Origin of the sequence: Mameliella sp. MMSF_3455, assembly GCF_030733205.1 — a bacterium.
Classification (GTDB): domain Bacteria; phylum Pseudomonadota; class Alphaproteobacteria; order Rhodobacterales; family Rhodobacteraceae; genus Antarctobacter.
Genome location: NZ_JASHJL010000015.1, coordinates 1 through 25,049 on the forward strand (window position 1 = coordinate 1; position 25,049 = coordinate 25,049).

At 64.1% G+C, this 25,049-nt stretch carries 24 protein-coding genes; 11 read left to right on the forward strand and 13 right to left on the reverse strand.

The annotated features are described in order from the left end of the window. Positions 1-192: 192 nt before the first annotated feature. Positions 193-819, reverse strand: a complete 627-nt coding sequence (locus RBB42_RS12575; protein ID WP_305969769.1) for a thiamine phosphate synthase — start codon at positions 817-819, stop codon at positions 193-195. Between the two features lie 133 nt (positions 820-952). Here RBB42_RS12575 and RBB42_RS12580 point away from each other — a divergent pair, with 133 nt between their 5' ends. Continuing rightward, the gene (locus tag RBB42_RS12580) at positions 953-1,702 is read left to right on the forward strand and encodes an RNA methyltransferase (protein ID WP_305969770.1); all 750 of its coding nucleotides are present in this window, start codon (positions 953-955) and stop codon (positions 1,700-1,702) included. A gap of 70 nt (positions 1,703-1,772) precedes the next feature. Here the strand turns inward: RBB42_RS12580 and RBB42_RS12585 are convergent, their stop codons facing one another. The 3 genes from RBB42_RS12585 to RBB42_RS12595 all read right to left on the reverse strand — a co-directional run bounded on the left by RBB42_RS12585 (position 1,773) and on the right by RBB42_RS12595 (position 3,321). Then, entirely contained in the window at positions 1,773-2,123 is a 351-nt protein-coding gene (locus tag RBB42_RS12585) for an SH3 domain-containing protein (RefSeq protein WP_305969771.1), read from the reverse strand. A 248-nt stretch (positions 2,124-2,371) separates the two neighbouring features. Next, complete coding sequence (locus RBB42_RS12590) at positions 2,372-2,689, reverse strand: SH3 domain-containing protein (protein WP_305969772.1); 318 nt, start codon at positions 2,687-2,689, stop codon at positions 2,372-2,374. Between the two features lie 281 nt (positions 2,690-2,970). Then, a complete protein-coding gene (locus tag RBB42_RS12595; RefSeq protein ID WP_305969773.1) occupies positions 2,971-3,321 on the reverse strand; it encodes an SH3 domain-containing protein in 351 nt (116 codons plus the stop codon). A gap of 200 nt (positions 3,322-3,521) precedes the next feature. Between RBB42_RS12595 and ctaA the strand changes: the two genes are divergently transcribed. From ctaA to RBB42_RS12610, 3 genes are all read left to right on the forward strand, one after another. Beyond that, the gene (gene ctaA / locus RBB42_RS12600; protein ID WP_305969774.1) at positions 3,522-4,667 is read left to right on the forward strand and encodes a heme A synthase; all 1,146 of its coding nucleotides are present in this window, start codon (positions 3,522-3,524) and stop codon (positions 4,665-4,667) included. Beyond that, positions 4,668-6,143: a carboxypeptidase M32 gene (locus RBB42_RS12605; protein ID WP_305969775.1), complete on the forward strand. Its 1,476-nt coding sequence runs from the start codon at positions 4,668-4,670 to the stop codon at positions 6,141-6,143. Positions 6,144-6,280: 137 nt separating this feature from the next. Then, positions 6,281-6,595, forward strand: a complete 315-nt coding sequence (locus RBB42_RS12610) for a hypothetical protein (RefSeq protein WP_305969776.1) — start codon at positions 6,281-6,283, stop codon at positions 6,593-6,595. Between the two features lie 72 nt (positions 6,596-6,667). Here RBB42_RS12610 and RBB42_RS12615 read toward each other — a convergent pair whose 3' ends face one another. Both RBB42_RS12615 and gyrA read right to left on the reverse strand, forming a co-directional pair. Then, positions 6,668-7,243, reverse strand: coding sequence for a hypothetical protein (locus RBB42_RS12615; protein WP_305969777.1), 576 nt, complete (start codon positions 7,241-7,243; stop codon positions 6,668-6,670). 24 nt (positions 7,244-7,267) lie between these two features. Then, positions 7,268-10,000: a DNA gyrase subunit A gene (gene gyrA, locus RBB42_RS12620; protein WP_305969778.1), complete on the reverse strand. Its 2,733-nt coding sequence runs from the start codon at positions 9,998-10,000 to the stop codon at positions 7,268-7,270. A gap of 193 nt (positions 10,001-10,193) precedes the next feature. Between gyrA and RBB42_RS12625 the strand changes: the two genes are divergently transcribed. Continuing rightward, positions 10,194-10,463: an usg protein gene (locus RBB42_RS12625; RefSeq protein ID WP_305969870.1), complete on the forward strand. Its 270-nt coding sequence runs from the start codon at positions 10,194-10,196 to the stop codon at positions 10,461-10,463. Between the two features lie 137 nt (positions 10,464-10,600). Here the strand turns inward: RBB42_RS12625 and RBB42_RS12630 are convergent, their stop codons facing one another. After that, positions 10,601-11,152 carry a lipid-binding SYLF domain-containing protein gene (locus RBB42_RS12630; RefSeq protein WP_305969779.1) on the reverse strand — a complete coding sequence of 184 codons (552 nt, stop codon included), beginning with the start codon at positions 11,150-11,152 and terminating at the stop codon, positions 10,601-10,603. 145 nt (positions 11,153-11,297) lie between these two features. Then, positions 11,298-12,296, reverse strand: a complete 999-nt coding sequence (hemB, locus tag RBB42_RS12635; RefSeq protein ID WP_305969780.1) for a porphobilinogen synthase — start codon at positions 12,294-12,296, stop codon at positions 11,298-11,300. A gap of 120 nt (positions 12,297-12,416) precedes the next feature. On the opposite strand from hemB, the gene RBB42_RS12640 reads away from it, so the two are divergent. Both RBB42_RS12640 and mfd read left to right on the forward strand, forming a co-directional pair. Continuing rightward, complete coding sequence (locus RBB42_RS12640) at positions 12,417-12,944, forward strand: component of SufBCD complex (RefSeq protein ID WP_305969781.1); 528 nt, start codon at positions 12,417-12,419, stop codon at positions 12,942-12,944. A 53-nt stretch (positions 12,945-12,997) separates the two neighbouring features. After that, the gene (mfd, locus tag RBB42_RS12645; protein ID WP_305969782.1) at positions 12,998-16,477 is read left to right on the forward strand and encodes a transcription-repair coupling factor; all 3,480 of its coding nucleotides are present in this window, start codon (positions 12,998-13,000) and stop codon (positions 16,475-16,477) included. A gap of 113 nt (positions 16,478-16,590) precedes the next feature. On the opposite strand, the gene RBB42_RS12650 is transcribed toward mfd, so the two are convergent. Continuing rightward, the gene (locus tag RBB42_RS12650; protein ID WP_305969783.1) at positions 16,591-17,592 is read right to left on the reverse strand and encodes a COG3904 family protein; all 1,002 of its coding nucleotides are present in this window, start codon (positions 17,590-17,592) and stop codon (positions 16,591-16,593) included. Between the two features lie 109 nt (positions 17,593-17,701). Between RBB42_RS12650 and RBB42_RS12655 the strand changes: the two genes are divergently transcribed. Both RBB42_RS12655 and RBB42_RS12660 read left to right on the forward strand, forming a co-directional pair. Further along, a complete protein-coding gene (locus tag RBB42_RS12655) occupies positions 17,702-18,589 on the forward strand; it encodes an endonuclease/exonuclease/phosphatase family protein (protein WP_305969784.1) in 888 nt (295 codons plus the stop codon). 407 nt (positions 18,590-18,996) lie between these two features. After that, the gene (locus tag RBB42_RS12660) at positions 18,997-19,551 is read left to right on the forward strand and encodes a hypothetical protein (protein ID WP_305969785.1); all 555 of its coding nucleotides are present in this window, start codon (positions 18,997-18,999) and stop codon (positions 19,549-19,551) included. A gap of 410 nt (positions 19,552-19,961) precedes the next feature. Here RBB42_RS12660 and RBB42_RS12670 read toward each other — a convergent pair whose 3' ends face one another. Genes RBB42_RS12670 through RBB42_RS12685 form a run of 4 tightly spaced genes read right to left on the reverse strand, consistent with a single transcriptional unit; the run spans position 19,962 to position 22,975 of the window. After that, entirely contained in the window at positions 19,962-21,044 is a 1,083-nt protein-coding gene (locus RBB42_RS12670; protein ID WP_305969786.1) for a methyltetrahydrofolate cobalamin methyltransferase, read from the reverse strand. After that, on the reverse strand, positions 21,041-21,709 hold the full coding sequence (locus RBB42_RS12675; protein ID WP_305969787.1) for an HAD family hydrolase: 669 nt from the start codon (positions 21,707-21,709) through the stop codon (positions 21,041-21,043). The genes RBB42_RS12670 and RBB42_RS12675 overlap by 4 nt, the downstream gene beginning before the upstream one ends. 3 nt (positions 21,710-21,712) lie before the next feature. Further along, a complete protein-coding gene (locus RBB42_RS12680; protein ID WP_305969788.1) occupies positions 21,713-22,642 on the reverse strand; it encodes a methylenetetrahydrofolate reductase in 930 nt (309 codons plus the stop codon). A 36-nt stretch (positions 22,643-22,678) separates the two neighbouring features. Beyond that, positions 22,679-22,975 carry a virulence factor gene (locus RBB42_RS12685; RefSeq protein ID WP_300436932.1) on the reverse strand — a complete coding sequence of 99 codons (297 nt, stop codon included), beginning with the start codon at positions 22,973-22,975 and terminating at the stop codon, positions 22,679-22,681. 234 nt (positions 22,976-23,209) lie between these two features. On the opposite strand from RBB42_RS12685, the gene RBB42_RS12690 reads away from it, so the two are divergent. Together RBB42_RS12690 and RBB42_RS12695 are read left to right on the forward strand one after the other, a co-directional pair. Next, positions 23,210-23,902, forward strand: a complete 693-nt coding sequence (locus tag RBB42_RS12690) for a sulfotransferase family 2 domain-containing protein (RefSeq protein WP_305969789.1) — start codon at positions 23,210-23,212, stop codon at positions 23,900-23,902. A gap of 32 nt (positions 23,903-23,934) precedes the next feature. After that, positions 23,935-25,047 (forward strand): Ppx/GppA phosphatase family protein, encoded by a 1,113-nt coding sequence (locus RBB42_RS12695; RefSeq protein ID WP_043138673.1) that lies wholly within the window; start codon positions 23,935-23,937, stop codon positions 25,045-25,047. Positions 25,048-25,049: the final 2 nt, after the last annotated feature.

The following is a 25,049-nucleotide window of genomic DNA, read 5'->3' on the forward strand; positions in this document are numbered from 1 at the left end:
ATCCACATCAGTGTAAGGGGGTCATTTTTGGACGCCGATCACCCCTCTACGGGGTCAAAATTGCACGCCGGTTCACATTCGGGAGCTCGCCCGCCTCCTTTCGATTTGCGCGATAAAGCGATGGTCTGGGCGCGATGGTCGGCCGATGTGTCACCACGAAACAGGTGCCTTGGCCGCGACAGCCGGGCCGTGTCAGCCGCGCATGGCGTCGCGCAGGGACTGCAGGGCTTCCAGCGGATCTTCCTCGCGCCAGATTTCCTCGCCGACGGCAAAGAAATCCGTGACCGGGGCCAGGCTGCGGACGAGTTCGGGCGTCAACCCGCCTTCGGCGACGACAGGGACCTCGATCATCTCGGTCCACCAGGCAAAGAGCTCATGCTCGGCCACTTCGCCATCGCCCAAGGCGCCAGAGACGGGGCCGAAGGCAACGTAGTCGGCGCCGTGTTCGCCGGCGGTCATGCCGTCATGGCGCGACTGGGTGCACCAGGCGCCGACGATGGCATCGGGGCCAAGTGTCTTGCGTGCCGTGCGCACGGACCGAGCGCCGTCGACAAGGTGGACACCGTCCAGGCCAAGCCGGTCGGCCAGCATCACATGCGTGTCGATCACCAGCGCCACGTCGACCCGGTGCGCGATCTCGCGCACGGCATCGGCGGCGCGCATCAGCCGGTCTTCGTCGCGGGTGGCCAGGCTCAGGCGCAGGCAGGCGGTCTCGATCCCGTCCAACACGCGCGCCAACCGGTCGGGAAACGTGCCCAGGTCGAATTCTGGTGGCGTGACCAGATAGATCTGCGGGGCATCGGGGTCTTGGGTCGTCATGGTGTTCTCCTGAACCGAAGGTTCTCATAACGCGGCTTTGCAGCCTTTGCACCCGGGTTTTTCACCTCTCGCCAAGGCTTGCCCCCGGGGCGGAGGGGCATTACCCCTCCGCCGATCGGACGGAGAGAGCGAGATGGCGACAGGCACCCCCCAACCGGCCTTTGTGCTGGTGCGGCCCCAGATGGGCGAGAATATCGGCGCGGCGGCGCGGGCGATGTGGAATTTCGGTCTCGACCGGATGCGGATCGTCGATCCGCGCGACGGCTGGCCCAACTCCAAGGCTGTGGCCATGTCGAGCGGCGCCGGGCGCCTGCTGGACGAGGCGCAGTTGTCCGAGGATGTGCCGGGGGCAATCGGGGATTGTTCGTTCGTTCTGGCCACCACTGCCCGGCCCCGCGATCTGACCAAGACGATCTGGACGCCCGAAGCGGCGATGACCGAATGCGCGCGCCGAATCGCGGGGGGAGAGAAGGTGGCGGTGATCTTCGGCCCGGAACGCGCAGGACTGGAAAACGAGGACATCGCACCCTGCAACGGCATCATCTCGGTCCCGGTCAATCCCGAGTTTGCCTCGCTGAACCTCGCGCAATGCGTTTTGCTCTGTGCCTACGAATGGCGCAGGGCCAGCGCAGAGATGCCCGAGGTCGCCGAGTCCCTGGCCGGAACGGAACTGGCCCTGCAGCACGAGGTCGATCATCTTGCGCGCCACTACGAGGAACGCATGGAAGAGGCTGGCTTCTTCTTTCCGGCGCACAAGGCCGATAGCATGAAGGTCAACCTGCGCAACATGTGGTCCCGCCTGCCGCTGACCCGGGCCGAGGTGCAGATGCTGCATGGTATGATGCGCCAGATGGTGCGTTGGAGAAACAAGAAAGCGGACTGATCCGTGGGGGATCAGTCCGCCAGAAGGCCGGGCCGGCCAGGGAGGAGAACCGGCGCCGGGTTGGGCCGCGTCAGTAGTTGCCGCCGCCCGAATAGCCGCCGGAATACCCACCCGAGTAGCCCTTCTTCTTGGGCGGCGTGTAGGTGTTCTTCGGCGGGGTGTAGGTGCAGGCGTAGTTCAGGATGTAGTCGCCATGGACCCAGTAGTACTGGCCCTGGTACTGGATCTGCACCCAGCCGTACTGCGTGTCGTAGGTGTCGAGTGCCGTGCAGGGGCTGAAGGTGCCCACCACCGGGTAGTTCTGGCCCGGACCGGTGCGGTAGTTCAGGTGGTTCTGGCCGACCCAGGCCTGCCCGGCCGAGGCGGCGGAGGCGGCGAGCGTTGCGGCGGCGACGGCGGCGGAGATGAGGAAAGTCTTCATGGGATAGGTCCTTTGGGGGCTATGGTTGTCTGACAAGAGCCGGTGATCGGATATTCGTTAACCTGTGGACCCAAGGTAAACCTCGGCTGCCCCGCGCATAAGTCAGACATTCCTGACCGCCCTGGCGGTCTGCTTGGGGTAGGCATTGTCCAACTGGAAACAAAAAAAGACCGATCCGCGCAGGGATCGGTCAGGGAGGAGGGGCGCCGGTCCGGGAGGAGGAGACCGGCGCCGAAGGGAGGAAAGGATCAGTAGTTGTAGTGGTGGTTCTTCTTGTGGCCCCAGGACTTCTTCTTCTTGGGGGCCCAGTGGCAGGAATGCTTGCTCAGGTACTTGGCCGAAACCCAGTAGTAGTTGTGCTGGAATTTCACCTTGGCCCAGCCGTGCTTGTAAGCGACGATGTGGACCGGGGTGCAGGGATTGAATACACCAAGCACCTGGTAATGCGTGCTGGGACCCGAACGCGCGTTCAGGGGGGTCTTGCCAACCCAGGCCTGCGTGGCCGAAGCGGCCGAGGCGGTCATGGCGGTTGCAGCGACGATGGCGGAGAGAATGAGCTTTTTCATCGGTCTGGTCCTTTGAACTAAGTCTTTGATCTGTAGTGCTTGCTGGTCTGGGTGGTCGTCTTGTTCCGTGACACCAACCTATGACTTTCGAGGCCCGCGCATAAGTCAGGCATTCCTGACGGAGGTATTCCCGACCCTGCGGCGTGACATGAGCCTGGTTTCAGTCCCCGAGATCTGTCGGTGATCCGGACAAGAAAAAACGGACCGATCCGTGGGGGATCGGTCCGCGAGGGGGAGGTGCGCCGGACAGGGAGGAGGATCCGGCGCCCCAGGGGAAGAGATCAGTAGTTGTAGTAGTGGTTCTTGTGGCCCCAGTGCTGCTTCTTGTGGCCCCAGTGATGCTTTTTCGGGGTCCAGTGGCAGGCGTGGCCCCGCACGTAGTCGGCCTTCACCCAGTAGTAGTTGTGGTTGAAGTAGACTTTGTACCAGGTCGGGTTGCCATAGTAGTCGCGGGTGAACTTGACCACGTGCACCGGGGTGCAGGGCTTGAACACGCCCAGCTTGTGATACTGGACACCGGGTCCGGAACGGGCATTCAGGTGGTTGTGGCCGATCCAGGCCTGGGTGGCCGAGGCGGCCGAGGCGGTCATGGCGGTTGCTGCGACGATGGCGGAAAGAATGAGCTTTTTCATGGGTCTGGTCCTTTGGGTCGATGATCTGGCGGGGTCTGTCGTCTTCGTTAACCTGTGCCCATAATTTACGGTTTGCCCCCCGATTTCATAAGTCAGGCATTCCAGACGGAGGTATTCCGGACCCCGCGACATGCCGCAGGGGCGCCGCTTGAAGGCCCTCGTCGGGCGCTCTACTGTCCGTTCAAAATGCGGAGGCTGGGATGGCAGAGAAACGCAAGCTGTTCGAGGAAGTGGGCGAGGGCGCGCCGAAACCGGCGGGCCCGGCAGGCGGCATGATCGACGCAGGAAAACGAGGCGCGCGCGGAGCGGTGCGCCTGTGGCTGATGGTGCTTTTCCTGCTGGTTGTGGTGATGATCGCGGTCGGCGGGCTGACACGGCTGACGGATTCCGGACTGTCGATCACCGAGTGGAAACCGATCACCGGGGCGCTGCCGCCGATGAATGCGGCCGACTGGGATACCGAGTTCGAGAAATACAAGCAGATCCCCGAGTACCAGTTGCAGAACAAGGGCATGTCGCTGTCCGAGTTCAAGACGATCTACTGGTGGGAATGGGGGCATCGCCAGCTGGGCAGGGTGATCGGCCTGGTCTGGGCATTGGGATTCTTCGGGTTCCTGCTGGCCAAGGCAATTCCGCCGGGCTGGACCGGGCGGCTGCTGGGCCTGGGGGCCCTTGGCGGCCTTCAGGGGGCCATCGGCTGGTGGATGGTCTCCTCGGGCCTTGGTGGCGAGATGCTGGACGTGGCGTCCTATCGCTTGGCCACGCACCTTGGACTGGCCTTTGTCATCCTGGGGCTGATCGCGTGGTATGTGTATCACCTGACCTATGAGGAACGCGCGCTGATGCAGGCCCGGCGCAGCGCCGAGCCCAAGCTGTTTTCCATGTCCACGGGGCTGATGCACTTCGCCTTCCTGCAGATCCTGCTGGGCGCACTGGTGGCCGGCATCGACGCGGGCCGGAGCTACAACGACTGGCCGCTGATGGGCGGAGAGATCTTTCCCTCCAACGCGTTCGATTTTGAGCCGCTCTGGCGGAACTTCTTTGAAAACGCGGGCCTTGTGCAATTCATGCACCGAGTGACCGGCTACCTGCTGTTTGCATTCGGCGTCGTGGTCTGGCTGCGCGCGCGGCGGTCAGCCAACAGCGACACGCGCTTTCGGTTCAACGCCGTCTTTGCCGTCTTGTTGCTGCAGATTGTGCTGGGTATCGTTACGGTTGTTTATGCCGCGCCCTGGCACATTGCCATCGTGCACCAACTGGGGGCGGTTGCACTTTTGGCACTGATATTGCGGGCGCGGTTTGCCGCGCGCTATCCCGCACCACAAAGCATAAGAGGCACGAATTGAATGAGCGCATATGACGAATTGATGGCGTTCCAGCGTGACACAGAGGCGCTGGCGCAGGTTGCAGGCCGGTTGAGCTGGGATCAGGAAACCATGATGCCGCGTGGCGCGGCGGACCAGCGCAGTGATGAACGCGCCGCCATGGAGGCGATCCTGCACCAGCGCCGCACCGACCCGCGCGTCGGAGACTGGCTGGCGGCCATAGCAGACAAGGACCTTGATCCGGTCGCCCGTGCCCAACTGCGCCACATCCGCCGCAGCCACGACCGCAGTGTGCGCGTGCCTGAACGGCTTGCCTCGGAAATCGCCCGCCTGGTCAGCCGCAGCCACGTTATCTGGGCCGAGGCGCGTGCGGACGACGATTTCGCGGCCTTCGCCCCGGTGCTGAAAGAGCTGATCGCCCTCCGGCAGGAAGAGGGGGCTGCGCTGGCGGCGGGTGGCGATGTCTATGACGCACTGCTGGACGACTACGAACCCGGCGCCAAGGCGGCGGACCTCGAGGCGATGTTCGGTGCCCTGCGGCCGCGACTGGTGGCGCTGCGCGAAGCGGTGCTGTCAAAGCCCGCGCCACAGGGCCTGACGGGCACCTTTGACGAGGCGGGGCAGATGAAACTGGCGCGCCTTCTGGCCAAGACCTTCGGCTACGACATGAGACGGGGCAGGGTGGACAAGGCAGTGCACCCCTTCAGTTCCGGCTCGGGAGACGATGTGCGCATCACCACGCGCACCATGCCGCTGGAACCGTTCAACTGTTTCTACTCGACCATCCACGAGGTTGGCCACGGCAGCTATGAACAGAACATCGACCCGACGTACCGGTTGACGCCTTTGGGGGCGGGCGCGTCGATGGGCGTGCACGAAAGCCAGAGCCGGATCTACGAGAACCAGATCGGGCGCTCGCGGGCCTTCACCGGCTGGCTCTATGGCCAGATGCGCGACACTTTCGGCGATATCGGCATCGCGGACGAGGACGGGTTCTATGCGGCGGTGAACAAGGTCCGCAACGGCTATATCCGGACGGAGGCGGACGAACTCCAGTACAACCTTCACGTCCTGCTGCGCTTTGACCTGGAACGCGCGCTGATTTCCGGCGACCTGCAGGTCGATGACCTTGAAACCGCCTGGAATGACCGGTTCCTGGCCGATTTCGGTTTTGCGGTCGACAAGCCCTCGGACGGGCTGCTGCAGGACGTGCACTGGTCAGCCGGTCTGTTTGGCTATTTCCCGACCTATTCTCTGGGCAATGTCTATGCGGGTTGCCTTTACAAGGCCCTGCGCGATGCGGTGCCGGAGCTGGACGGGCAGCTGGCGCAGGGCGATACCTCGGGCGCGACGGGCTGGCTGCGCGACAACCTCCAGCAGCACGGCGGCCTCTACACACCGCGTGAGGTGATCGAGAAGGCCAGTGGAACGGCGCCGTCAGAGGCACCGCTGCTGGACTACCTCGAAGAGAAGTTCGGCGCGATCTACGGGTTGTAAATCAGAGTCGGATCCGGCCGCGTGGGTGTGAGCAGACGCCCGCGCGTCATGATGCAAGTCCGGCGGTTTTCCCGTTTCGGCCGCTGCGGGGGCTTTGGTAGCACCGTGACTGATGATCCAGCGAGCGGAGAGCAATCATGAAGCAAATTCTCTTGGCCACCGGCCTTTGCGCCGGGCTTGCGCAACCCGCCCTTGCTCAGACCACGACAGAGGCACGGGTGATCGGCCCGTCGGGCTTGCCCGTCTATTCGTTGCAGGTTCTGGGGACCAACGGCGTCACCTACAATTGCCGCCCCGACACCGAAGAGCGCGACGGACAAGTCCTGCGCTATTGCCGGCGGGTCAAGGGCGCGGCAGTTGCCAACGGTGACCCGTTTGCGCTGGCTCCGATGGTCCTGACGGGCGCGGTCCTGGCCGTGTTTGCCGTTGGATCTGCCTCGGGCACGGATTGACCACCCGCATCGAAAAAAAAGTGCGGCGCCGCAATCGCGGCCCCGCCCCCGTGCATTCGATATGAACGCGGATCAGCTGTTGGGGTAGATGAATGCCTTGCGCGCGGATTCGACGTTGCCCAGGCCGCGATTGATCGCCGGGATGGCCCGGTTGACCAGTTGGGCCACCTGCGGGCGCAGGGCCGATCGCGCGTCCTGGTCCGGCGCCGCATTCAGGATCCTGTACGCCTGCGAGAAATCGTCGGACTGGCTGCGATAGGCTTCGATCAGGGCGCGTGCTTCGGTCAGGAACTCCGTCCGACCCGGTTGCGTATCTTCCTTGGCCGCAAGCCTGTTGACCAGGTCGCTGGCCTCATCGGCACGTTCGACCATGCTCTCGCCGCAGGATTCGCTGAACATGAGCGCGTTTCTGGGCGTGGTCGTCGGCAGATCGAAGCTCCCGCTGGCCAGACCGACAAACCAATCGGTGCACTCACGCGACCGACCGTCGAAAGAGTTGATCAGCTTGATGACCCGGTTGGCGTCATTCTTGCGGTGGTTCTGAGCCTCGATCCGCTGGTTCTGCTGGTAGCGTTCGTAGCGCCCGTACATGAAAAAGACACCGACGCCGAAAGCGACGAGCGTAATCAGAAGTGAAATGATGCGCATGGCGCCGGAAATCCTCAGTCTGTCCTAGTCTTGGTCGGTCTCGTTGTCTGCCTCGCCCTGATCGGCGATCCAGGCCACGGAAACCACTGTCTCACCCGCGCCGGTGTTGAAGACCTTGACGCCGCCCGCGCTGCGCGACCGGAAGGAAATGCCATCCACCGGCACGCGGATCGACTGCCCGGTCGAGGTGGCCAACATGATCTGGTCGTCAAGTTCGACGGGGAAGGAAGCGACAATTTCGCCGCCGCGCATGGACTTCTCCCAGGCGGTGACGCCCATGCCGCCACGACCCCGAACCGGGTAGTCATGGCTGGACGACAGCTTGCCCAGGCCCTTGGCGGTGATGGTCAGGATCAGGTTTTCCGCCGCCGACATCTGCGCATAGCGTTCCTGTGTGATGGCGCTGTCGGCATTCCCCTCTTCTTCCTCCGGTGTCTCACCTTCGTCGATCAGCCCGGCCATGGCGCGGCGCATCTTCAGGTACGAGGCGCGTTCGTCCGAGCTGGCCTCGAAGTGACGGATCACCGACATCGAAACGACCTCGTCACCGTTTGACAGGCGCACTCCGCGCACCCCGGTGGAATTGCGCGAGTTGAAGACACGCACCTCTGGCACGGGGAAGCGGATCGCACGGCCGGAATCCGTCACCAGCATGACATCGTCGTCCTCGGAGCAGATGCGCGCATTGATCAGGCGCATGTCCTCATCTTCGAACTTCATCGCGATCTTGCCGTTCGACTTCACGTTGGTGAAATCCGACAGCTTGTTGCGCCGAACGCTGCCCTTGTTGGTCGCAAACACGATCTGGAGGTCGTCCCAGTCCGCCTCTGGCCGGTCGACTGGCATGATTGCGGCGATCGAGACGCCCGAAGGGATCGGCAGGATGTTGACGATGGCCTTGCCCTTGGAAGTCCGACCGCCCAGCGGCAGGCGCCAGGTCTTGAGCTTGTAGGCCATGCCGTCGGTGGTGAAGAACAGAAGCTGCGTATGCGTGTTTGCGACAAACAGCGTGGTGACGACGTCGTCATCCTTGGTCGCCATGCCGGACAGGCCCTTGCCGCCCCGTTTCTGGGCGCGAAAATCGGCCAGGGCGGTGCGCTTGATATAGCCGGACTGGGTCACGGTCACGACCATGTCCTCGCGCTCGATCAGGTCCTCGTCCTCGAGGTCGCCGGCCCATTCGGTGATCTCGGTCCGGCGCGGCACGGCGAATTCATCGCGGATGGCAATCATCTCGTCCTTGATGATGCCCATGATGCGTTCGCGCGACGACAGGATGTCGAGGTAGTCCTTGATCTTGGCGGCAAGGTCTTCGAGTTCGTCGGTGACTTCCTTGACGCCCAGCTGGGTCAGGCGCTGCAAGCGCAGTTCAAGGATGGCACGGGCCTGGGTTTCGGACAGGTTGTAGGTGCCGTCCTCGTTGGCCTTATGGGTCGGATCGTCGATCAACGCGATATAGGGCAGGATCTCTTCCGCCGGCCAGCGACGCTCCATCAGGCGTTGCCGCGCCTCGGGGGCGTCGGCGCTGGAGCGGATGGTGGCCACCACCTCATCGACATTCGAAACCGCCACGGCCAGACCGCACAGGATGTGCGACCGTTCGCGTGCCTTGCGCAGCAGGTAGGCCGTGCGCCGCGCCACCACGTCCTCGCGGAAGTCGATGAAGGCCGAGAGGAAACCATACAGCGTCAGCTGCTCCGGCTTGCCGCCGTTCAGCGCCAACATGTTGCAGCCAAAGCTGACCTGCATCGGGGTAAAGCGGAAAAGCTGGTTCAGGACCACCTCGGCGGTGGCGTCGCGTTTGAGTTCGACCACCACCCGCACGCCGTCTCGGTCGGATTCGTCCTGGACGTGGGCGATGCCCTCGATCTTCTTGTCGCGCGCGGCCTCGGCGATGCGCTCGATCATCGTCGCCTTGTTCACCTGGTAGGGGATCTCGTCGATGACGATGGCATAGCGGTCCTTGCGCAACTCCTCGATCCGGGTCTTGGCGCGGATGATGACGCTGCCACGGCATTCCAGGTAGGCCTTGCGCGCGCCCGAGCGGCCAAGGATCACGCCCCCGGTGGGGAAGTCAGGTCCGGGGATGTATTCGATCAGTTCCTCGGTCGACATGTCCGGGTTTTCGATCAATGCCAGCGTGGCCTCGATCACCTCGCCCAGGTTGTGGGGCGGAATCCGGGTTGCCATGCCGACGGCGATGCCTTCGGCACCGTTGACCAGCACGTTGGGATAGCGCGCGGGCAGGACCGTGGGCTCGCTTTCCTTGCCGTCGTAGTTGTCCTGGAAATCAACGGTTTCCTTGTCGATGTCGGTCAACAGGGCCAGCGCGGATTTCGCCAGCCGGCTTTCCGTGTATCGCATGGCGGCGGGCGGGTCGCCGTCCATCGAGCCGAAGTTGCCCTGGCCGTCGATCAGCGGCAGCGACATCGAAAAGTCCTGCGCCATCCGCACTAGCGCGTCGTAGATCGCGGAATCGCCGTGCGGGTGATAGTTGCCCATCACCTCGCCGACGGATTTCGCCGACTTCCGATAGGCCTTGTCGGGCGTGTAATTGCCCTCGTACATGGCGTAGAGGATGCGCCGGTGCACAGGTTTTAGGCCGTCGCGCAGATCCGGAATCGCGCGGCTGACGATGACCGACATGGCGTAGTCGAGGTAGCTCGACTTCATCTCGTTTTCGATCGAGATCGAGGGGCCGCGCGGTGCCGGACGATTTTCGTCTTCGTTTTCAGGGGGTTCGGGCGTATCGCTCACGTCAGGGGCCTGTCAGTTGATCTGCCATATCTTGTTGGAGAGGGTATATCAGAGACTATCTGTGGGGTGCAATGGCAGCCCGGGGCAGCATTTTGGCAGCCAGCGACCCTGTCTGCTAACACACTGTTTTTATTGATAAGTAAAGATTTGCTTGGCAGCATTTACCTACGAGTTGTCAATCGAGGTAAAAACGATGCAGGAGTCCGAGACCGAGCTGATGCTCAAGGGGTATGGTCTGACCACGGCCGAGTTCTTTTATCACATGCCCGATTATGCCCACGTCCTGAACACCTTTATCTGGCAGGAATACGACCTGGCGCCGGATCATCCCCGGCTGTTCGAGTTCATCGAGTTCTGGCACGATGAGATCGAAGGGCCGTTGCACTCTGTGCGGTTCACCCATCGCAAGATGATCTCGCCCGGGGAATGGCGCAACGTGGTGGGCGAATTCCGCTACCATTGAGCCGGCGCCGGAGGCCGTGAACTTTGTACAAAACGTACGTTTTGTACGTCGATTCCGGCAAAACGTACAAAGCGTTAGGATTTAGGAAAGAAATGGGAAAATGGGCGGTCCGGGAAGGGCCGCCCCTGTCCCGGGCGTCAGGGAATGATGCGCGTGTATTTCACGCCTTCCAGCGTTGCGCCCACGCGCAGACCGGCCTGGCCAAAGATCACCGCGATCACCGGCGCCAGCGAGGTGGTGGTTTCCGCCGCCAGCGTCTCGCCCCGTTCCAGCACCGCGTATTCCAAGTTCGCGCCAGCCGCGAAGCCCGGCGAACGGCGGAAGGTTTCCAGCGCGCTGTTGGTCATGAAGAAGAGGACGTGCGAATACTGCTGCGCGCCGATCTGAAGACCGCCCGAGGCCTTGGCCACCGAATAGTAGTCCACCGAGGCACCGTTGATCCGCAGCGCGCCTCGGCCATAGCCGCCGCCAAAGCCGAGGCCCGCCTCGGTCACCACCGGCATCACCAGCATGCCGACGGATTTCGCCGCAAGATCACGTGTGGCCGGGTAGTCGCTGTAGAGGCGCGACAGGGTCTGGTCGACGCGCGCGTCGATGCGCGCATCGCCGCCGCTGCCGACGCCGTTGCACGCGCCCAGTGCCAGGGTAGCACCAAGCCCGAAGGTCACATTACGTCTGTTGAGTGTCATGGGTCCGCCTGTTCCTCGATTAGCCTCAATTCCGACTGTTTCGCCGGTTGCGGCGCAATATAGGCATAGGGGCAAGAGATGTCACGACATCTTGTGGCAAATCGGCAAGAGACCGCACGCAAGGCTCTTGCCGACATGGGCGGGATCACCCGTTCAGCAGCCGGGCCGCCGCCGGGGCGAAGTAGGTCAGCACGCCGTCGCAGCCGGCGCGCTTGAAGCTCACCAGGCTTTCCATCATGACCTTTTCGCCATCGACCCAGCCGCGTTCGCCGGCACCCGCGATCATCGCGTATTCGCCGGACACCTGGTAGGCGAATGTGGGCGCGCCGAACATCTCGTGCGCGCGGCGGCAGATGTCGAGGTAGGGCATGCCCGGTTTCACCATGATCATGTCCGCGCCCTCGGCCAGGTCGCGGGCGATCAGGCGCATGGCCTCGTCGGAATTGCCCGGGTCCTGCTGGTAGGTCTTCTTGTCGCCTTTCAGCGCGCCCGAGGCGCCGACCGCGTCGCGGAACGGCCCGTAAAAGGCGCTGGCGTATTTCGCGGCATAGCTCAGCAGCAGCACGTTCTGGTGTCCCGCCCCTTCGAGCGCGCCGCGCAATGCGCCGATGCGCCCGTCCATCATGTCGGAGGGCCCGATGATGTCGGCACCGGCGTCCGCCTGGCTGAGCGCCTGTTTCACCAGCGCCTCGACCGTGCGGTCGTTGACGATCTCGCCACCTTCGACAAAGCCATCGTGGCCGTTGATGTTGTAGGGGTCCAGCGCCACGTCGGTCATCACGGCGATGTCCGGCGCCGCCGCCTTGATCGCCCGGGTGGCGCGGTTGCTGAGGTTTTCCGGGTTCCAGGCCTCGGCGCAATCCTCGGTCTTGAGCGCGGGATCGGTGTAGGGAAACAGGCAGATTGCCGGGATCCCCAGCGCCTGCGCCTCGACGGCGGCCTCTGCCACCTTGTCCACCGACAGCCGGTTGACCCCGGGCATCGAGTGGATCGGTTCCACCACGCCCTCGCCGTCGCGCACGAAGACCGGCCAGATGAAATCCGCCGGGGAAAGCGTGGTTTCCTGCACCAATGCGCGGATCGCGGGGGTGCGGCGCAGGCGGCGCAGGCGGGTGGCGGGGAAGGGGGCAAAGGTCGGCTGCATCGGGCGCTCCGTCATTGGTCGGGACAAGGGATGCACCCGCGCGCGCGGGCTTGTCCAGCCCCCTCTGGGCATTTGGATTTGCCCGCGCTATGAGGCGGGTCACAGGCAAGGACAGGGCATATGGACTGGCACGACACCGTATTCGAGCTGATTGACCTTCGCAGCTTTTCGAACCTGTGGTTCTGGATCGTGCTTGCCGTTCTGTGGTCCTCGACCAGCCATTGGGTCATGGGCGTGCCTTATGACATGGTCGCGCGCGCCCGGCGCAACGGCGGGCAGGCGGCGCAGGACCTGGAGGACCTGGTGCGGATCAACACCAACCGCCTGCTGTTCATCGCCGAGGAATCGGGGCTGTGGATCGTGGCCATCGGCTCGGCCTTCCTGTCGGGTGTGGCGATCCTGGGCTTCTACCCCGGCTACTGGATCGAGTTCGCCCAGGCCGTGTTCCTGCTGGCCTTTCCGATGACGCTGGTGGGGCTGCTCAGCGTGCGGTCGGCCCGCCTGATCCGTGAAGGCGAGGGCGAGGGAGAGGCGCTGTGGCGGCGGCTGCGCATCCACCGGATGTTGACGCAGCTGATCGGGATGGTGTCGATCTTTGTCACCGCGTTGTGGGGGATGTACATGAACCTGACGGTCTTGCCCTTCTGATCCGGTCAAAGCGCAGGTTGACGGCGCCCGCACAGCGCGCCATTTGAGCCTCCATGACAGAGCAGCGGATCATCATGGGCGGTGCGCCCGAGGGTTACGACGCCCGGCTGGTGCTGCGCGAAGTGGAGCGGGCCAAGGGGCCGGTCATCCACATCGCGCGCGACGACAAGCGGCTGGCGGCCATGCGCGATGCGCTGGCCTTCTTTGCGCCGGAGATGCCGGCGGTGCACTTTCCGGCCTGGGATTGCCTGCCATATGACCGGGTGTCGCCCAATGCCGATATTTCCGCCGCCCGCATGGCGACGCTGGCGGGACTGGTGCATGGCGGGCCGTCGCGATTTGTCCTGCTGACGACGCTTTCCGCAGCGATGCAGTACCTGCCAGCGCGAGAGGTCCTGCGCGAGGCGGCCTTTGCCGCCCGTGTCGGCGATCGCGTGGACGAGGCCGGCCTGCGCGCCTTCCTGGTCCGGATGGGGTTCAGCCAGGCGCCCACGGTGACCGAACCGGGCGATTACGCGGTGCGGGGCGGCATCATCGACATCTACCCGCCGGGCGACGGCGGGCCGGTGCGGCTGGATTTCTTCGGGGACGTCCTGGACGGCGCGCGACGGTTCGATCCGGTCAGCCAGCGCACGACCGAGAAACTGGACGTGGTCGAACTGGCTCCCGTGTCCGAGGTCATCCTCGACGAGGCGGCGATCACGCGGTTCCGGCAGAACTACCGGATCGAATTCGGCGCGGCGGGCACCGACGATCCGCTTTACGAGGCGGTCAGCGCCGGGCGCAAGCACGCAGGCGTCGAACACTGGCTGCCCTTCTTCCACGCGCGGCTGGAAACCCTGTTCGATTACCTGCCCGCTGCGCCCGTTCTGATGGACGATCAGCTGACGCCCTCGCGCCTGTCGCGCTGGGACAGTATCGCCGACCAGTACGAGACACGCCGCCACGCCCTGAGCCAGAAAAAGACCCTGGGCAGCACGGTTTACAAGCCGATCCCGCCCGAAACCCTCTACCTGGACGATGGCGCCTGGGAAGCGGCGTTGGAAGGCAAGCGTCAGGTGCAGTTCCATCCGCTGCCGCAGGCCAGCGGGCCGGGCGTGGTGGATGCGGGCGGGCGCATCGGACGCAATTTCTCGCCCGAGCGCCAGCAGGAAAACATCAGCCTCTTCAAGACGCTGGCCGATCATGTTCAGAAATGTCTGCAGGATGGGCCGGTGGTCATCGCCTCCTACTCGGAGGGCGCGCGGGAACGTCTGACCGGGCTGATCGAGGACGAGGGTCTGGCCGAGGCGATCCCCGTTGCCAACGGCACGAGGATCGACAAGCGCGGGCTGCACCTGGCGGTCTGGTCTCTGGAGGCGGGCTTTGTCGCGCCCTGGGACCCCGCGGGCGACAAGGGGCGGCTGACCGTCATCTCGGAACAGGACGTTCTGGGCGACCGGCTGATCCGACAGCCCAAGAAGCGCCGCAAGGCCGAGAATTTCATCACCGAGCACCAGTCTCTGAGCCCCGGCGACCTGGTGGTGCACGTCGATCACGGCATCGGTCGTTACCTTGGGCTGGAGGTCGTCACCGCCGCCGGTGCCGCGCATGAATGCCTGACGCTGGAATATGCCGAAGGGGCCAAGCTGTACCTGCCGGTCGAGAATATCGAACTGCTGTCCAAGTATGGCCATGACGAGGGTCTGCTGGACAAGCTGGGCGGCGGCGCATGGCAGGCCAAGAAGGCCAAGCTGAAACAGCGCATCCGCGAGATGGCCGACCGCCTGATCCGGATTGCCGCCGAACGCGCCCTGCGCAAGGCGCCGATCATGGACCCGCCGGCGGGGGCCTATGAATCCTTTGCCGCGCGGTTCCCCTACCAGGAAACCGACGACCAGCTGCGCGCCATCGAGGACGTGATGGAGGACATGCACTCCGGTCAGCCGATGGATCGGCTGATTTGCGGCGACGTGGGGTTCGGCAAGACCGAGGTTGCGATGCGCGCGGCCTTTGTCGCGGCCATGTCCGGCGTTCAGGTTGCGGTGATCGCCCCGACGACGCTGCTGGCCCGCCAGCACTACAACAGCTTTGCCGAGAGGTTCCGGGGCTTTCCGCTGGAGGTCAATCCACTGTCGCGTTTCGTGTCCTCCCGGCAGGCCGCGCTGACCCGCGACGGGATTTCCAAGGGCACCGTCGACATCGCCGTGGGCACCCATGCGCTGCTGGCCAAGGGCATCCGGTTCAACAACCTGGGCCTGCTGATCATCGACGAGGAACAGCGGTTCGGCGTCCAGCACAAGGAACGGCTGAAACAGCTGCGCTCGGACATCCACGTTCTGACGCTGACCGCCACGCCGATTCCGCGCACGCTGCAATTGTCTCTGACCGGCGTGCGGGACCTGTCGGTCATCGGAACGCCGCCGGTCGACCGCCTGTCGATCCGCACTTATGTGTCCGAATTCGACCCGGTGACGATCCGCGAGGCGCTGTTGCGCGAGCATTACCGGGGCGGGCAGAGCTTTTTTGTCGTCCCACGCCTGAGCGATCTGCCCGAGGTCGAGGAGTTTCTGAAGGAACAGGTGCCCGAGGTGTCCTATGTCGTGGCGCATGGCCAGATGGCGGCGGGAGAGTTGGACGACCGCATGAACGCCTTTTACGACGGGCGCTACGACGTGCTGCTGGCCACGACCATCGTGGAATCCGGGCTGGATATTCCCACCGCCAACACGATGGTGGTGCACCGTGCCGACATGTTCGGCCTCAGCCAGCTTTACCAGATCCGCGGGCGTGTCGGCCGGTCCAAGACTCGTGCCTATTGCTACCTGACCACGAAACCCCGCGTGAAGCTGACCCAGACGGCGGAAAAGCGGCTGCGGGTGCTGGGCAGCATCGACACGCTGGGCGCGGGGTTCAGCCTGGCGTCGCAGGACCTCGACATTCGCGGGGCAGGCAACCTGCTGGGCGAGGAACAGTCGGGACAGATGCGCGACGTGGGATACGAGTTGTACCAGTCGATGCTGGAAGAGGCGATCGCCAAGATCCGCGCCGGAGAGATGGACGGTCTGGCCGAGGCGGACGATCAATGGGCGCCGCAGATCAACCTTGGCGTGCCGGTGCTGATCCCCGAGGATTATGTGCCCGATCTGGACGTGCGCCTGGGCTTGTACCGGCGCCTGTCGGGGCTGACCACCAAGGTGGAATTGGAAGGGTTCGCCGCTGAGTTGATCGACCGTTTCGGCAAGCTGCCGCGCGAGGTGAACACCCTGCTTCTGGTGGTGCGGATCAAGGCCATGTGCAAGAAGGCGGGCATCGCCAAGCTGGACGGCGGCCCCAAGGGCGCCACGATCCAGTTCCACAACGACAAGTTCGCCTCGCCTCAGGGGCTGGTGGAATTCATCAAGGCGCAGGACGGACTTGCCAAGGTGCGCGAGAACAAGATCGTGGTGCGCCGCGACTGGAAGCGCGACAAGGACAAGATCCAGGGCGCCTTTGCCATTGCCCGTGACCTGGCCGAAAAGGTGGTTGCCGAAAAGAAGAAGGCCAAGGCCTGAAACCGGGGCCGGGCTTTACGTCTCCCCGCGGGGATCGAGGACGCTGAGCGGTGAGGGCTGAACGACTGTCATGGCCTTTCCCGGCCATGCGGCGGGCCTCTTGTCCGGTCGCGTCAATGGGGCAGCCGGTCAAGGCGCATCTCCGGATCCTCGGCATCGACGATCGAGAAATATCCGTATTGCACCTGCGAGACGGGTACGCGCTTGCTGCGCGAGGCGCCCTTGGGGACCGGAAACTCGCAGCCCTCGCCGGTCATGTCATTGGTGATGACCTCGACGGTATCGCCCCATTGATCCGTCTTCCAGTTGACGAAATTCTGTTGCCAGTAGATGTTCGCCGTGGCGCTTTCATCCGCCTCCCAGGCTTTCTGGTTGGCACAGGCGCGCCGGAAATCCATCTCTGTCATCGTTCGGGACGTGGCGCGCAACGGCCCGACCCGAATGCCCCAGCGGCCGGCCTGATCCACCGTTTCGACGTGGAACATGCGGTCGGGCGGCGTGCGCAGCATCGTGGCGATCAGCGAGGGTTTCAGGTGCTCGCCGTCCTGGAACCCACGGTTCTGCATCAGGTCCTCGATGGTGCGGGCCAGCGTTTCCATCGCGAGGGCGTAGGCGCGGGTCACGGTTGCCGCGTCGTAATCGCCGCGCCCGACCTGCAGCGAGGGCGCGTGAAATCCCAGCCGCGCGGTCGGATGCATCACCCGCCATTTGTAGTATCCGCTTTCGTGGGCGTGGAAACTGCCCGCCATGAACAGCAGGGCGCAGGCGCTTTCACAGCGCGCGCCCGCCTCCAGCCGGGTCCCGATGGCCATCTCGCGCAGCACCGCGCCCAGTTTCAGCGCTTCGGAAATGGCGCCTCCGGGACTGTCCAGGCAGATGACGGAGACGCCGTATTGGCCCTGGTCCCGCCAGCCTTCGATCGAGCTGCGCAGGCCGTGGGCCATGCGGTCGGCATCGCCCGGCGCGAACTGGCCGGTGATCCGGTGGGTGCAGGCTATGTTCGGGTCAGGCCTCTGGATGTCGAAGGCATCGTTCGTCATGCCGATCACCCGCAGCTCGGCCGCATGTGCGGGCAGGGCGAACAGACCGAAAAGTGCCAGGACAAGATGTTTCATGGGCATGCTCCGAAATTGCATCCTCAGTATTCCGTCGCGGGCGATTCCGGTCAAACGCGGAGGCACGGGCGGACTTGACCGCGGTGGTGGGGCGGTCTGACACTGTGTCATGCGGATCGCGACCCTGAACATGCAGAACCTGCGGCTTATGCCGGATGGCACGGTTTTTGGGGCGCGCGACCGCGACGATGACGAAAGCCCGGCGCTGGACCAGGCAGACCGGCGGTTGACGGCGGCACTGCTTGCGCAGGCGGATGCGGATGTCCTGGCCTTGCAAGAGGTTTTTGACCGGGCCAGCCTGGATGCCTTTCACGACCGTTACCTGGTGCCTGTCTGTCGGGCCTATCCCTGGCGGCTGTGCCTGCCGGGCAATGATGGCCGTGGGCTGGACGTGGCGATCATGTCGCGCGTCCCCTGGGATCACGCTGCCAGCCATGCGGCGCTGACGGCCGATGATCTGGGGCTTGTACCGCCCCAAGGCATGGCCGCAGACGCACCGATCTTTCGACGCGACGCGCTGGAGGTGCATTTTGGCGAACTGACGCTCTTCGTGGTGCATTTCAAGGCGCCATGTCCGGATGCGGCACGGGCCTGGGCGGTGCGGCGGCTGGAGGCGCAGGCGCTTGCCCGGCTGGTGGCCGGGGCCGGGTCCTTGTGGCTGGTGGCGGGGGATCTGAATGAACCGGGCGGTTCGACGGAAAGGGCGGTGGCGCCGCTTGAGGTGCTTGGCGAAAACCTGATGCGGCGGCTGCCTGCGGCAGAGCGGTGGACCTATTTCCAACCCGATGAGCAGAGATACGGCGCGCCGGATGCCTTGATCGCCTCTCCCAGGCTCGCCGCGCGGCTCGATGGGGTTGTGCCACGGATTCTGCGGGCCGGCATGGGGCGCGAGGCTGGACCGGAAGGGGCCAGGCGTCTGCCGGAAACCGGCCATCACCGGCCACATGCCAGCGATCACGCGGGGGTTGTGCTGGATATGGCAAGGGCCCGACTTTAGACCAACGTCCGGACAAATGGCCGTTTGCTGCGCAGCGCCGGGCGCGTATGGGCGGGATCCCGCCACCGGCCGGTTCAGGGCTGCGGCCCCCTGATTCGGTTTGGTCCTAAATGGTGAAATGTCTTTCGATACATGGATTAATGCTTTGAAGTCATTGTTTTTAGTTAACTCGTCGCGTTTCAGAACATGCCTGGTGGATGCTTGTTTTCCGGATTCGGTCTGCTTACTAAGCCTTAAGTGATGTGGAACCGCACGCGGGCGATAGGCGGAAACTAGCCTTCCGGATAGTCTGAAGCTTGACCGCGAAGGTCAGCTTTGGGATCGTTTCCACACCACTAAGTTGAAAGAAGGCGACAGCCTGCATAGACGAAATAACGGGCTTTGGCCCGCAGGGAGAGGTTTTGCCGGTGGGAATTAATTCCAAAGAGCTCTGGACGGAAAGTGCAGAAGTTCATTTCCTTCGGACCCGCAGAGGAACGGCCGCCCAGGCGGACCAGGCATTCGCCACCTATGACACGCTGACCGATCTCTCCGTAGATGAGCGGGCACTGGATATCTGGGATCTGGACCTGTTCATTTTGCAGGCGCCCCGGGACGGCATTGCGGACCAACTTGGCGAACTCGGAGAGTGGGTGGCCTCGGTGACGGTCTTTGGCCAGGTGCGCGATGCGTTGCGGATCGCGGAACGCGTGGACGGCGACAGCGCCGCCTTTCTGGTGAACATCGACGTCTTCGGACCCTTGGAACAGGCGGTGGATGTCCTGTTGTCCTTGCGCCGCACGAACCCCAAGCTGACAATCCTTGTGATGTCGTCCGAGTTCGTGCGCGACGATACCTCTCTGGAGCGCAGTGCCATCGCGGACGCCTCTTTGCGACTGCCCTTGACGCCGGATCGGCTGCGGGACGGGCTTTACTGTGCGGCGGAAAACACCAAGCTGCGCCAGTTGGGGCTGGCTCTCTGACCGATTTTTTCGTCTGGCCGCCGGACGAGCGGGCAACGGTTCGGAGATATTTCCCGTTGCCTAGCTGAGCGTGTCGCGTCAAAAGTTAACAATTCGTTAACGATTGATGGTGGTATTATGGGGCGATTGCTCTTTCTGTCGATGGTCTTTGCCGCAGGTTCCGGCCTTGCCGATCCGCACAAACCAACCCCGACAGAGCGCATTGAACAGTTTCGGACAGCACAGGCTTTTGATTGCAGAAACGTGAGCTGCAAGCGCCTGCGCTCTTGCGAAGAAGCGTGTTTCAAGCTGGTTCAATGCGGGCAAAAGGTGCGCGACGGGGACAACGACGGGATCCCCTGCGAGAACCTCTGTTCACGACGTTGCTAGAAAAAAGGCCCGGCGGCCAGCCGGGCCTTTGATCCGTGGGCTCAGGCCCGCCGACGACGTCCGCCGGTGCGGCCGGCGCGGCCGCGGCCTTCCTGGCCGGCCTTGGGGGCCTGGCGGTTGAACTCGATCCAGGCGGCGCCGCCGTCGTCGTTGTTGGTCAGGAAGTTGGCGGCGCGGATGGCCTCCATCTCCTTGCCGGCGCGCGGCTTGGTCGAGCCCATGCCGAAGAGGGTGACAAAGGTCTCGTCGTCGATGTCCTCGGGCAGGATGATCCCGGCGGCGGCCACCTCGGCCTTTTTCTCGGCGATCTTGGTGGCGTTCACCGGCAAGGCAACCGGGTTCATGATGGCCGAGGTCATGCCGGCGCCCATCGCCATCGGCAGGAAGGCGTTGTTGATGCCGTGACGGTTCGGCAGGCCGAAAGAGATGTTCGACGCGCCGCAGGTGGTGTTGACGCCCAGTTCCTCGCGCAGGCGACGGACCAGCGTAAAGACCTGCAGGCCGGCGGTGGCCATCGCGCCGATCGGCATCACCAGCGGGTCGACCACGATGTCATGCGCGGGGATGCCGTAATCGGCGGCGCGCTCGACGATCTTTTTCGCAACGGCGAACCGCACCTCGGGGTCTTCGGAGATGCCCGTGTCGTCGTTCGAGATCGCCACGACCGGCACGTTGTATTTCTTGACCAGCGGCAGCACCAGTTCCAGCCGCTCTTCCTCGCCGGTGACCGAGTTCAGCAGCGGGCGGCCTTCGGCTGCGGCCAGACCGTTTTCCAGCGCGCCAGGCACAGAGCTGTCGATGCAGAGCGGGATGTCGACGACGTTCTGGACGACTTCGACCAGCTGTTTCATCAGGGTCGGCTCGACGAAGTTGTTGTCGGCGTAACGCGGGTCCTCTGCCATCTTGTTGGAGAAGACGGCGCCCGAGTTGATGTCCAGAACGGTGGCGCCGGCGGCGACCTGGGCGATGGCGTCGGCCTCGACGCGGCTGAAATCGCCGGCTTCCAGCTCGACGTTCAGGATCTTGCGGCCCGTGGGGTTGATCCGCTCGCCGATCACGCAGAACGGTTCGTCAAAGCCGATGACGGCGGTTTTTGTTTTCGACTCGACGATGGTGCGGGTCATTGAGCTGGCTCTCCTGTCAGGCGCCCGAGGATCAGCTCGAGCGCGGGGTCGTTGAAATCTTGTATCGTCTCCTGTGCGCCGTGGGCACGCAGGTCTGCATCCGCAAGCCCCGACCGGAGCCCCACGGTATAGGCCCCCGAGGCAGCGGCGGCGCGCAGCCCCGATGGGCTATCCTCGAAGGCGACGGCGTGGTCGGGCGCGATGTCCAGCGCACGCATCGCCGCCAGGTAGGGCTCGGGGTCGGGTTTGCCCCGGGTGCATTCCTCGCCGATCACCACGACCTCGAAGGCGTCGCGCAGGCCCACGGCCTCGAGCATGGCCTCGGCGTTGAGGCGGTTGGCATTGGTCACCACCGCCAGCGCCCAGCCTTCGGCGCGCGCCCGGTCGATCAGTGTTTCGGCCCCGGGCATGGCCGGGTAGGGACGCGGCAGGCGGTCGCGGAACCGCGCCTCCTTGAGGTCCGACAGGCCCTGCGGGTCTTCGAGATCCGGCAGGAACTCGGCAAAGAAATCCGTGTTCAGCCGGCCGTGCACATTTGCCATGTAGAACTCTTCGGTCACCTCGATGCCATAGGGCACCATCAGGTCGACGAAGACCTCCCGATGAATGTCATCGGTCATCAGCATTGTGCCGTCCAGGTCGAACAGCAGGGCGGGTCGTGTCATGCCTCAGCCGTGTGCCGCTGCGGGAAGGGTCGCGGCGCCGCCATTGGCGATGGCCCATTCGGCGTTCGTCTTGATGCCGCCCAGCGGGAAAAAGTGGACCTGTTCGATGTTGAAATCCGGATTGGCCGCCTTGTGTGCCGCAAGCTGCGACAGGACCTCGGTCGGCTCGTAAGGCAGCAGAAGCTTGGACACGTCCATCGCGCGCTTTTGCAGGACCTTGAGAGAGGGGCCGACACCGCAGGCGATGGCGAACTTGATCAGCGTCTGCAGCTTGGCCGGGCCCGCGATGCCGATGTGCACGGGCAGGTCGATGCCTTCGGATTTCAGGCGGTTGGCCCAGGTGATGATCGGACCGGCGTCAAAGGCGAACTGGGTGGCCAGGGCCATTTGCGCGTCGGTGCGTTCGCTGAACGACTGTTTCCAGCGCAGCGCCTCCATCACGGTGGCATCGCCGCCGTCCGGGTCGATGTCCTTGTTGCCTTCGGGGTGGCCGGCGACGTGCAGGCGTTTGAATCCCGCCTTGTCAAAGAGACCTGTCTCCATCAGTTGCATCGAGCTGTGGAAGTCGCCGTGCGGCTCTGCCACGCCACCGGCCAGCAGCAGCGCCTGTTCGACGCCCGCCTCGCCCTGGTACATGGCGATCCAGTTTTCCAGCGTCGCGGCATCCTTGATGATGCGGGCCGGGAAATGCGGCATGACGTTGTAGCCCTCGCCGGACAGGCGCTTGGCCGTGGCGACCATTTCCTCGATCGGAGTGCCCTCGATGTGGGCGATGTAGACGCGGGTGCCCTCGGGCAGGAGCGCGCGGAAATCCTCGACCTTGGAGGCCGTGCGCGGCATGACCTCGATCGAGTAATTCTGCAGGAAGGCCTCCATGTCGGGGTTGCCGGTCCTGGGGGCCTCGTCGCGCTTGCGGAAGTTCAAGAGGGCCATGAGCGTCTCCTTAAGGGTCATGTCGTGAACCGGGCCTCAGGCCCAGCCGTCGTTGGCGATAAGCGCCTTGATGCGCTCTTGATCGAACTCCGCCTCGAGCCGAGCGGCTTCGGCGTTTGCGGCTTCCTGCGGGTCGCCCTCGACCGTGCCGGAGGCCACCTTGCGCCACTCTGCAAGATAGGCATCCGTCTCGGCGGCGCCAGTTTTCATGGCAGCGCGGTCGATGGCCTGCTCGAACCGTTCGGGCAGTTGGACCTTGGCGCCACGGCGGCCCTTGCCCACGATGACCTGGGCGGGGATGTCGCGCCAGTAGACGATGGTCAGCTCTGCCATAGGTCCGATTCCCTTGCTTCTTCTTGCTTCTTTACGCGCGGTACGACATGGGCACGGGTCGATTTTCGACTTGTCCCGCACCATGCGCGACAGCTTATGCCGGGTGCGTCCGGGTTCCAACCGCAACAAAGGTCAGAAGTTCTCACCATCTAGATGAGGAAAATTAAGGTTTGCCTCCGATTCTTGCCGCGTGGCCCTGACGGCCGCAGGGCAGGCAAGGGGAGGGGACGCGCCTTGGTCATTGCAATCGACGCCTGGAAGCTGGCCTATGCCGCCTTGCCAAAGGCGGGGTGTTCATCGGTGAAAATGGCGCTGGCGATGCTGGACCCCTGCGTGGCCGTTCCGGACAAGCTTGATTTCCAGACCTGGCACCGGATCTACCAGACACGGCGGTTTCATCCCGGTCGCTGGTCCGAACACGCCGATTTCTTTCGGTTCTGCGTGGTGCGGGATCCGGCGGGGCGGCTGATGTCCTGCTATACGGACATCGTGGTCAAACGGCGGGCGCTCAAGGACAGCCCCAGGGTGCGCGCGGCAGGCGGCCTGCCGGTGGCCCCGGATCCCGACACTTTCTTTTGCCGCTTGCCGCGCTACCGGCGCAAGTCATCCATCGTAAAGCACCACGTCCTTGGGGCCGAGCTGTTCCTGGGGCCCGACCTGCGCAGCGATTACGACCGGGTCTACCGCACCGGTGAGCTGGACGACCTGGCGGCGGACCTGAGCCGGCGCACCGGCGTGACGGTCCGGATGCCGCATGCCAATTCCAGCGGCGCAAAGCTGTCGATTTTCGACCTGGAGGGGCGCACGCTCGACCGGCTGCGCCCGCTGTTGGACGCCCAGTACGACTACCTGCGCGATTACTTTGTCAATCCGCTGGGACCCCGGATACATGATGCTTGCGCGATAGGGGATCGGCGCGTATCGTGAGGGCAAGTTGATCTCGGAAAAGGCGCGACGTCATGGCGCCAAAGCGTCCCAAGGCTGCGGGCGCTTTCCCGAAACCGGTCGAGAGCCCCGCGCCGTCACGGCCAGATCCCAACGCGCTCTACGCGGCGCTGGATCTGGGTACAAACAGTTGCCGCATGCTGATTGCCCAGCCAAAGGGCAGCCAGTTCCATGTGGTCGACAGCTTCTCGAAGTCCGTCCAGCTTGGATACGGGCTCGAAAAGACTGGGCGGCTCAGCCGCGCCTCGATGGGGCGTACGGTGTCGGCGCTGCACGTCTGCCGTCAGAAAATCGAACGCCACAAGGTGACGCGGATGCGGCTGGTCGCGACAGAGGCCTGTCGGCGGGCACGCAACGCACGTGAGTTCATCCGTCACATCCAAAGGGAAACCGGGCTGAAGATGGAAATCATCCAGCCCGAGGAAGAGGCGCGGCTTGCGGTTATTTCCTGTGCGCCGCTGGTCTCGACCAAGACTGAACAGCTTTTGGTGGTGGATATCGGCGGCGGATCGACGGAACTTGTCTGGATCGATCTCAGCAAGGTCGCGCCCCGCGAAAGGCCGCGCGCGATCATGCGCCTGCACGCGGGATTTCATCCGCCCGACAGCCCGTTCCCCTCGGCCAAGGTCGTGGACTGGATCAGCGTGCCTCTGGGTGTGGCGACGCTGCGTGACCAGTTTTCCGACGTCATGGACGATGCCGCGCGATATGCGCTGATGAGCTGGTATTTCGAAGAGAATCTGGCCGAGTTCGCGCCCTACCAGGATGAACAGGCCCGCGAGGGGTTCCAGATCGTCGGCACCTCTGGCACGGTCACGACCGTCGCCGCCTCTCACCTGGGACTGCGCCGTTACGACCGGACCAAGGTGGACGGGCTGCGCATGTCCTCGGACCAGATCGAGGCGGTGATCCAGCGGTACCTTGCGATGGGACCGGCGGGCCGCCGCAAGGACCCGCGCATCGGCCCGGACCGTCATGCGCTGATCATGAGCGGGTCGGCGATCCTGCAGGCGCTGCTCCGGCTCTGGCCGACCGACCGGCTGTCGGTGGCCGACCGGGGCCTGCGCGAGGGGCTGCTATACGCCCAGATGTCCGCCGATGGCGTGCTGGAGGACGGCCCGCTCTGACG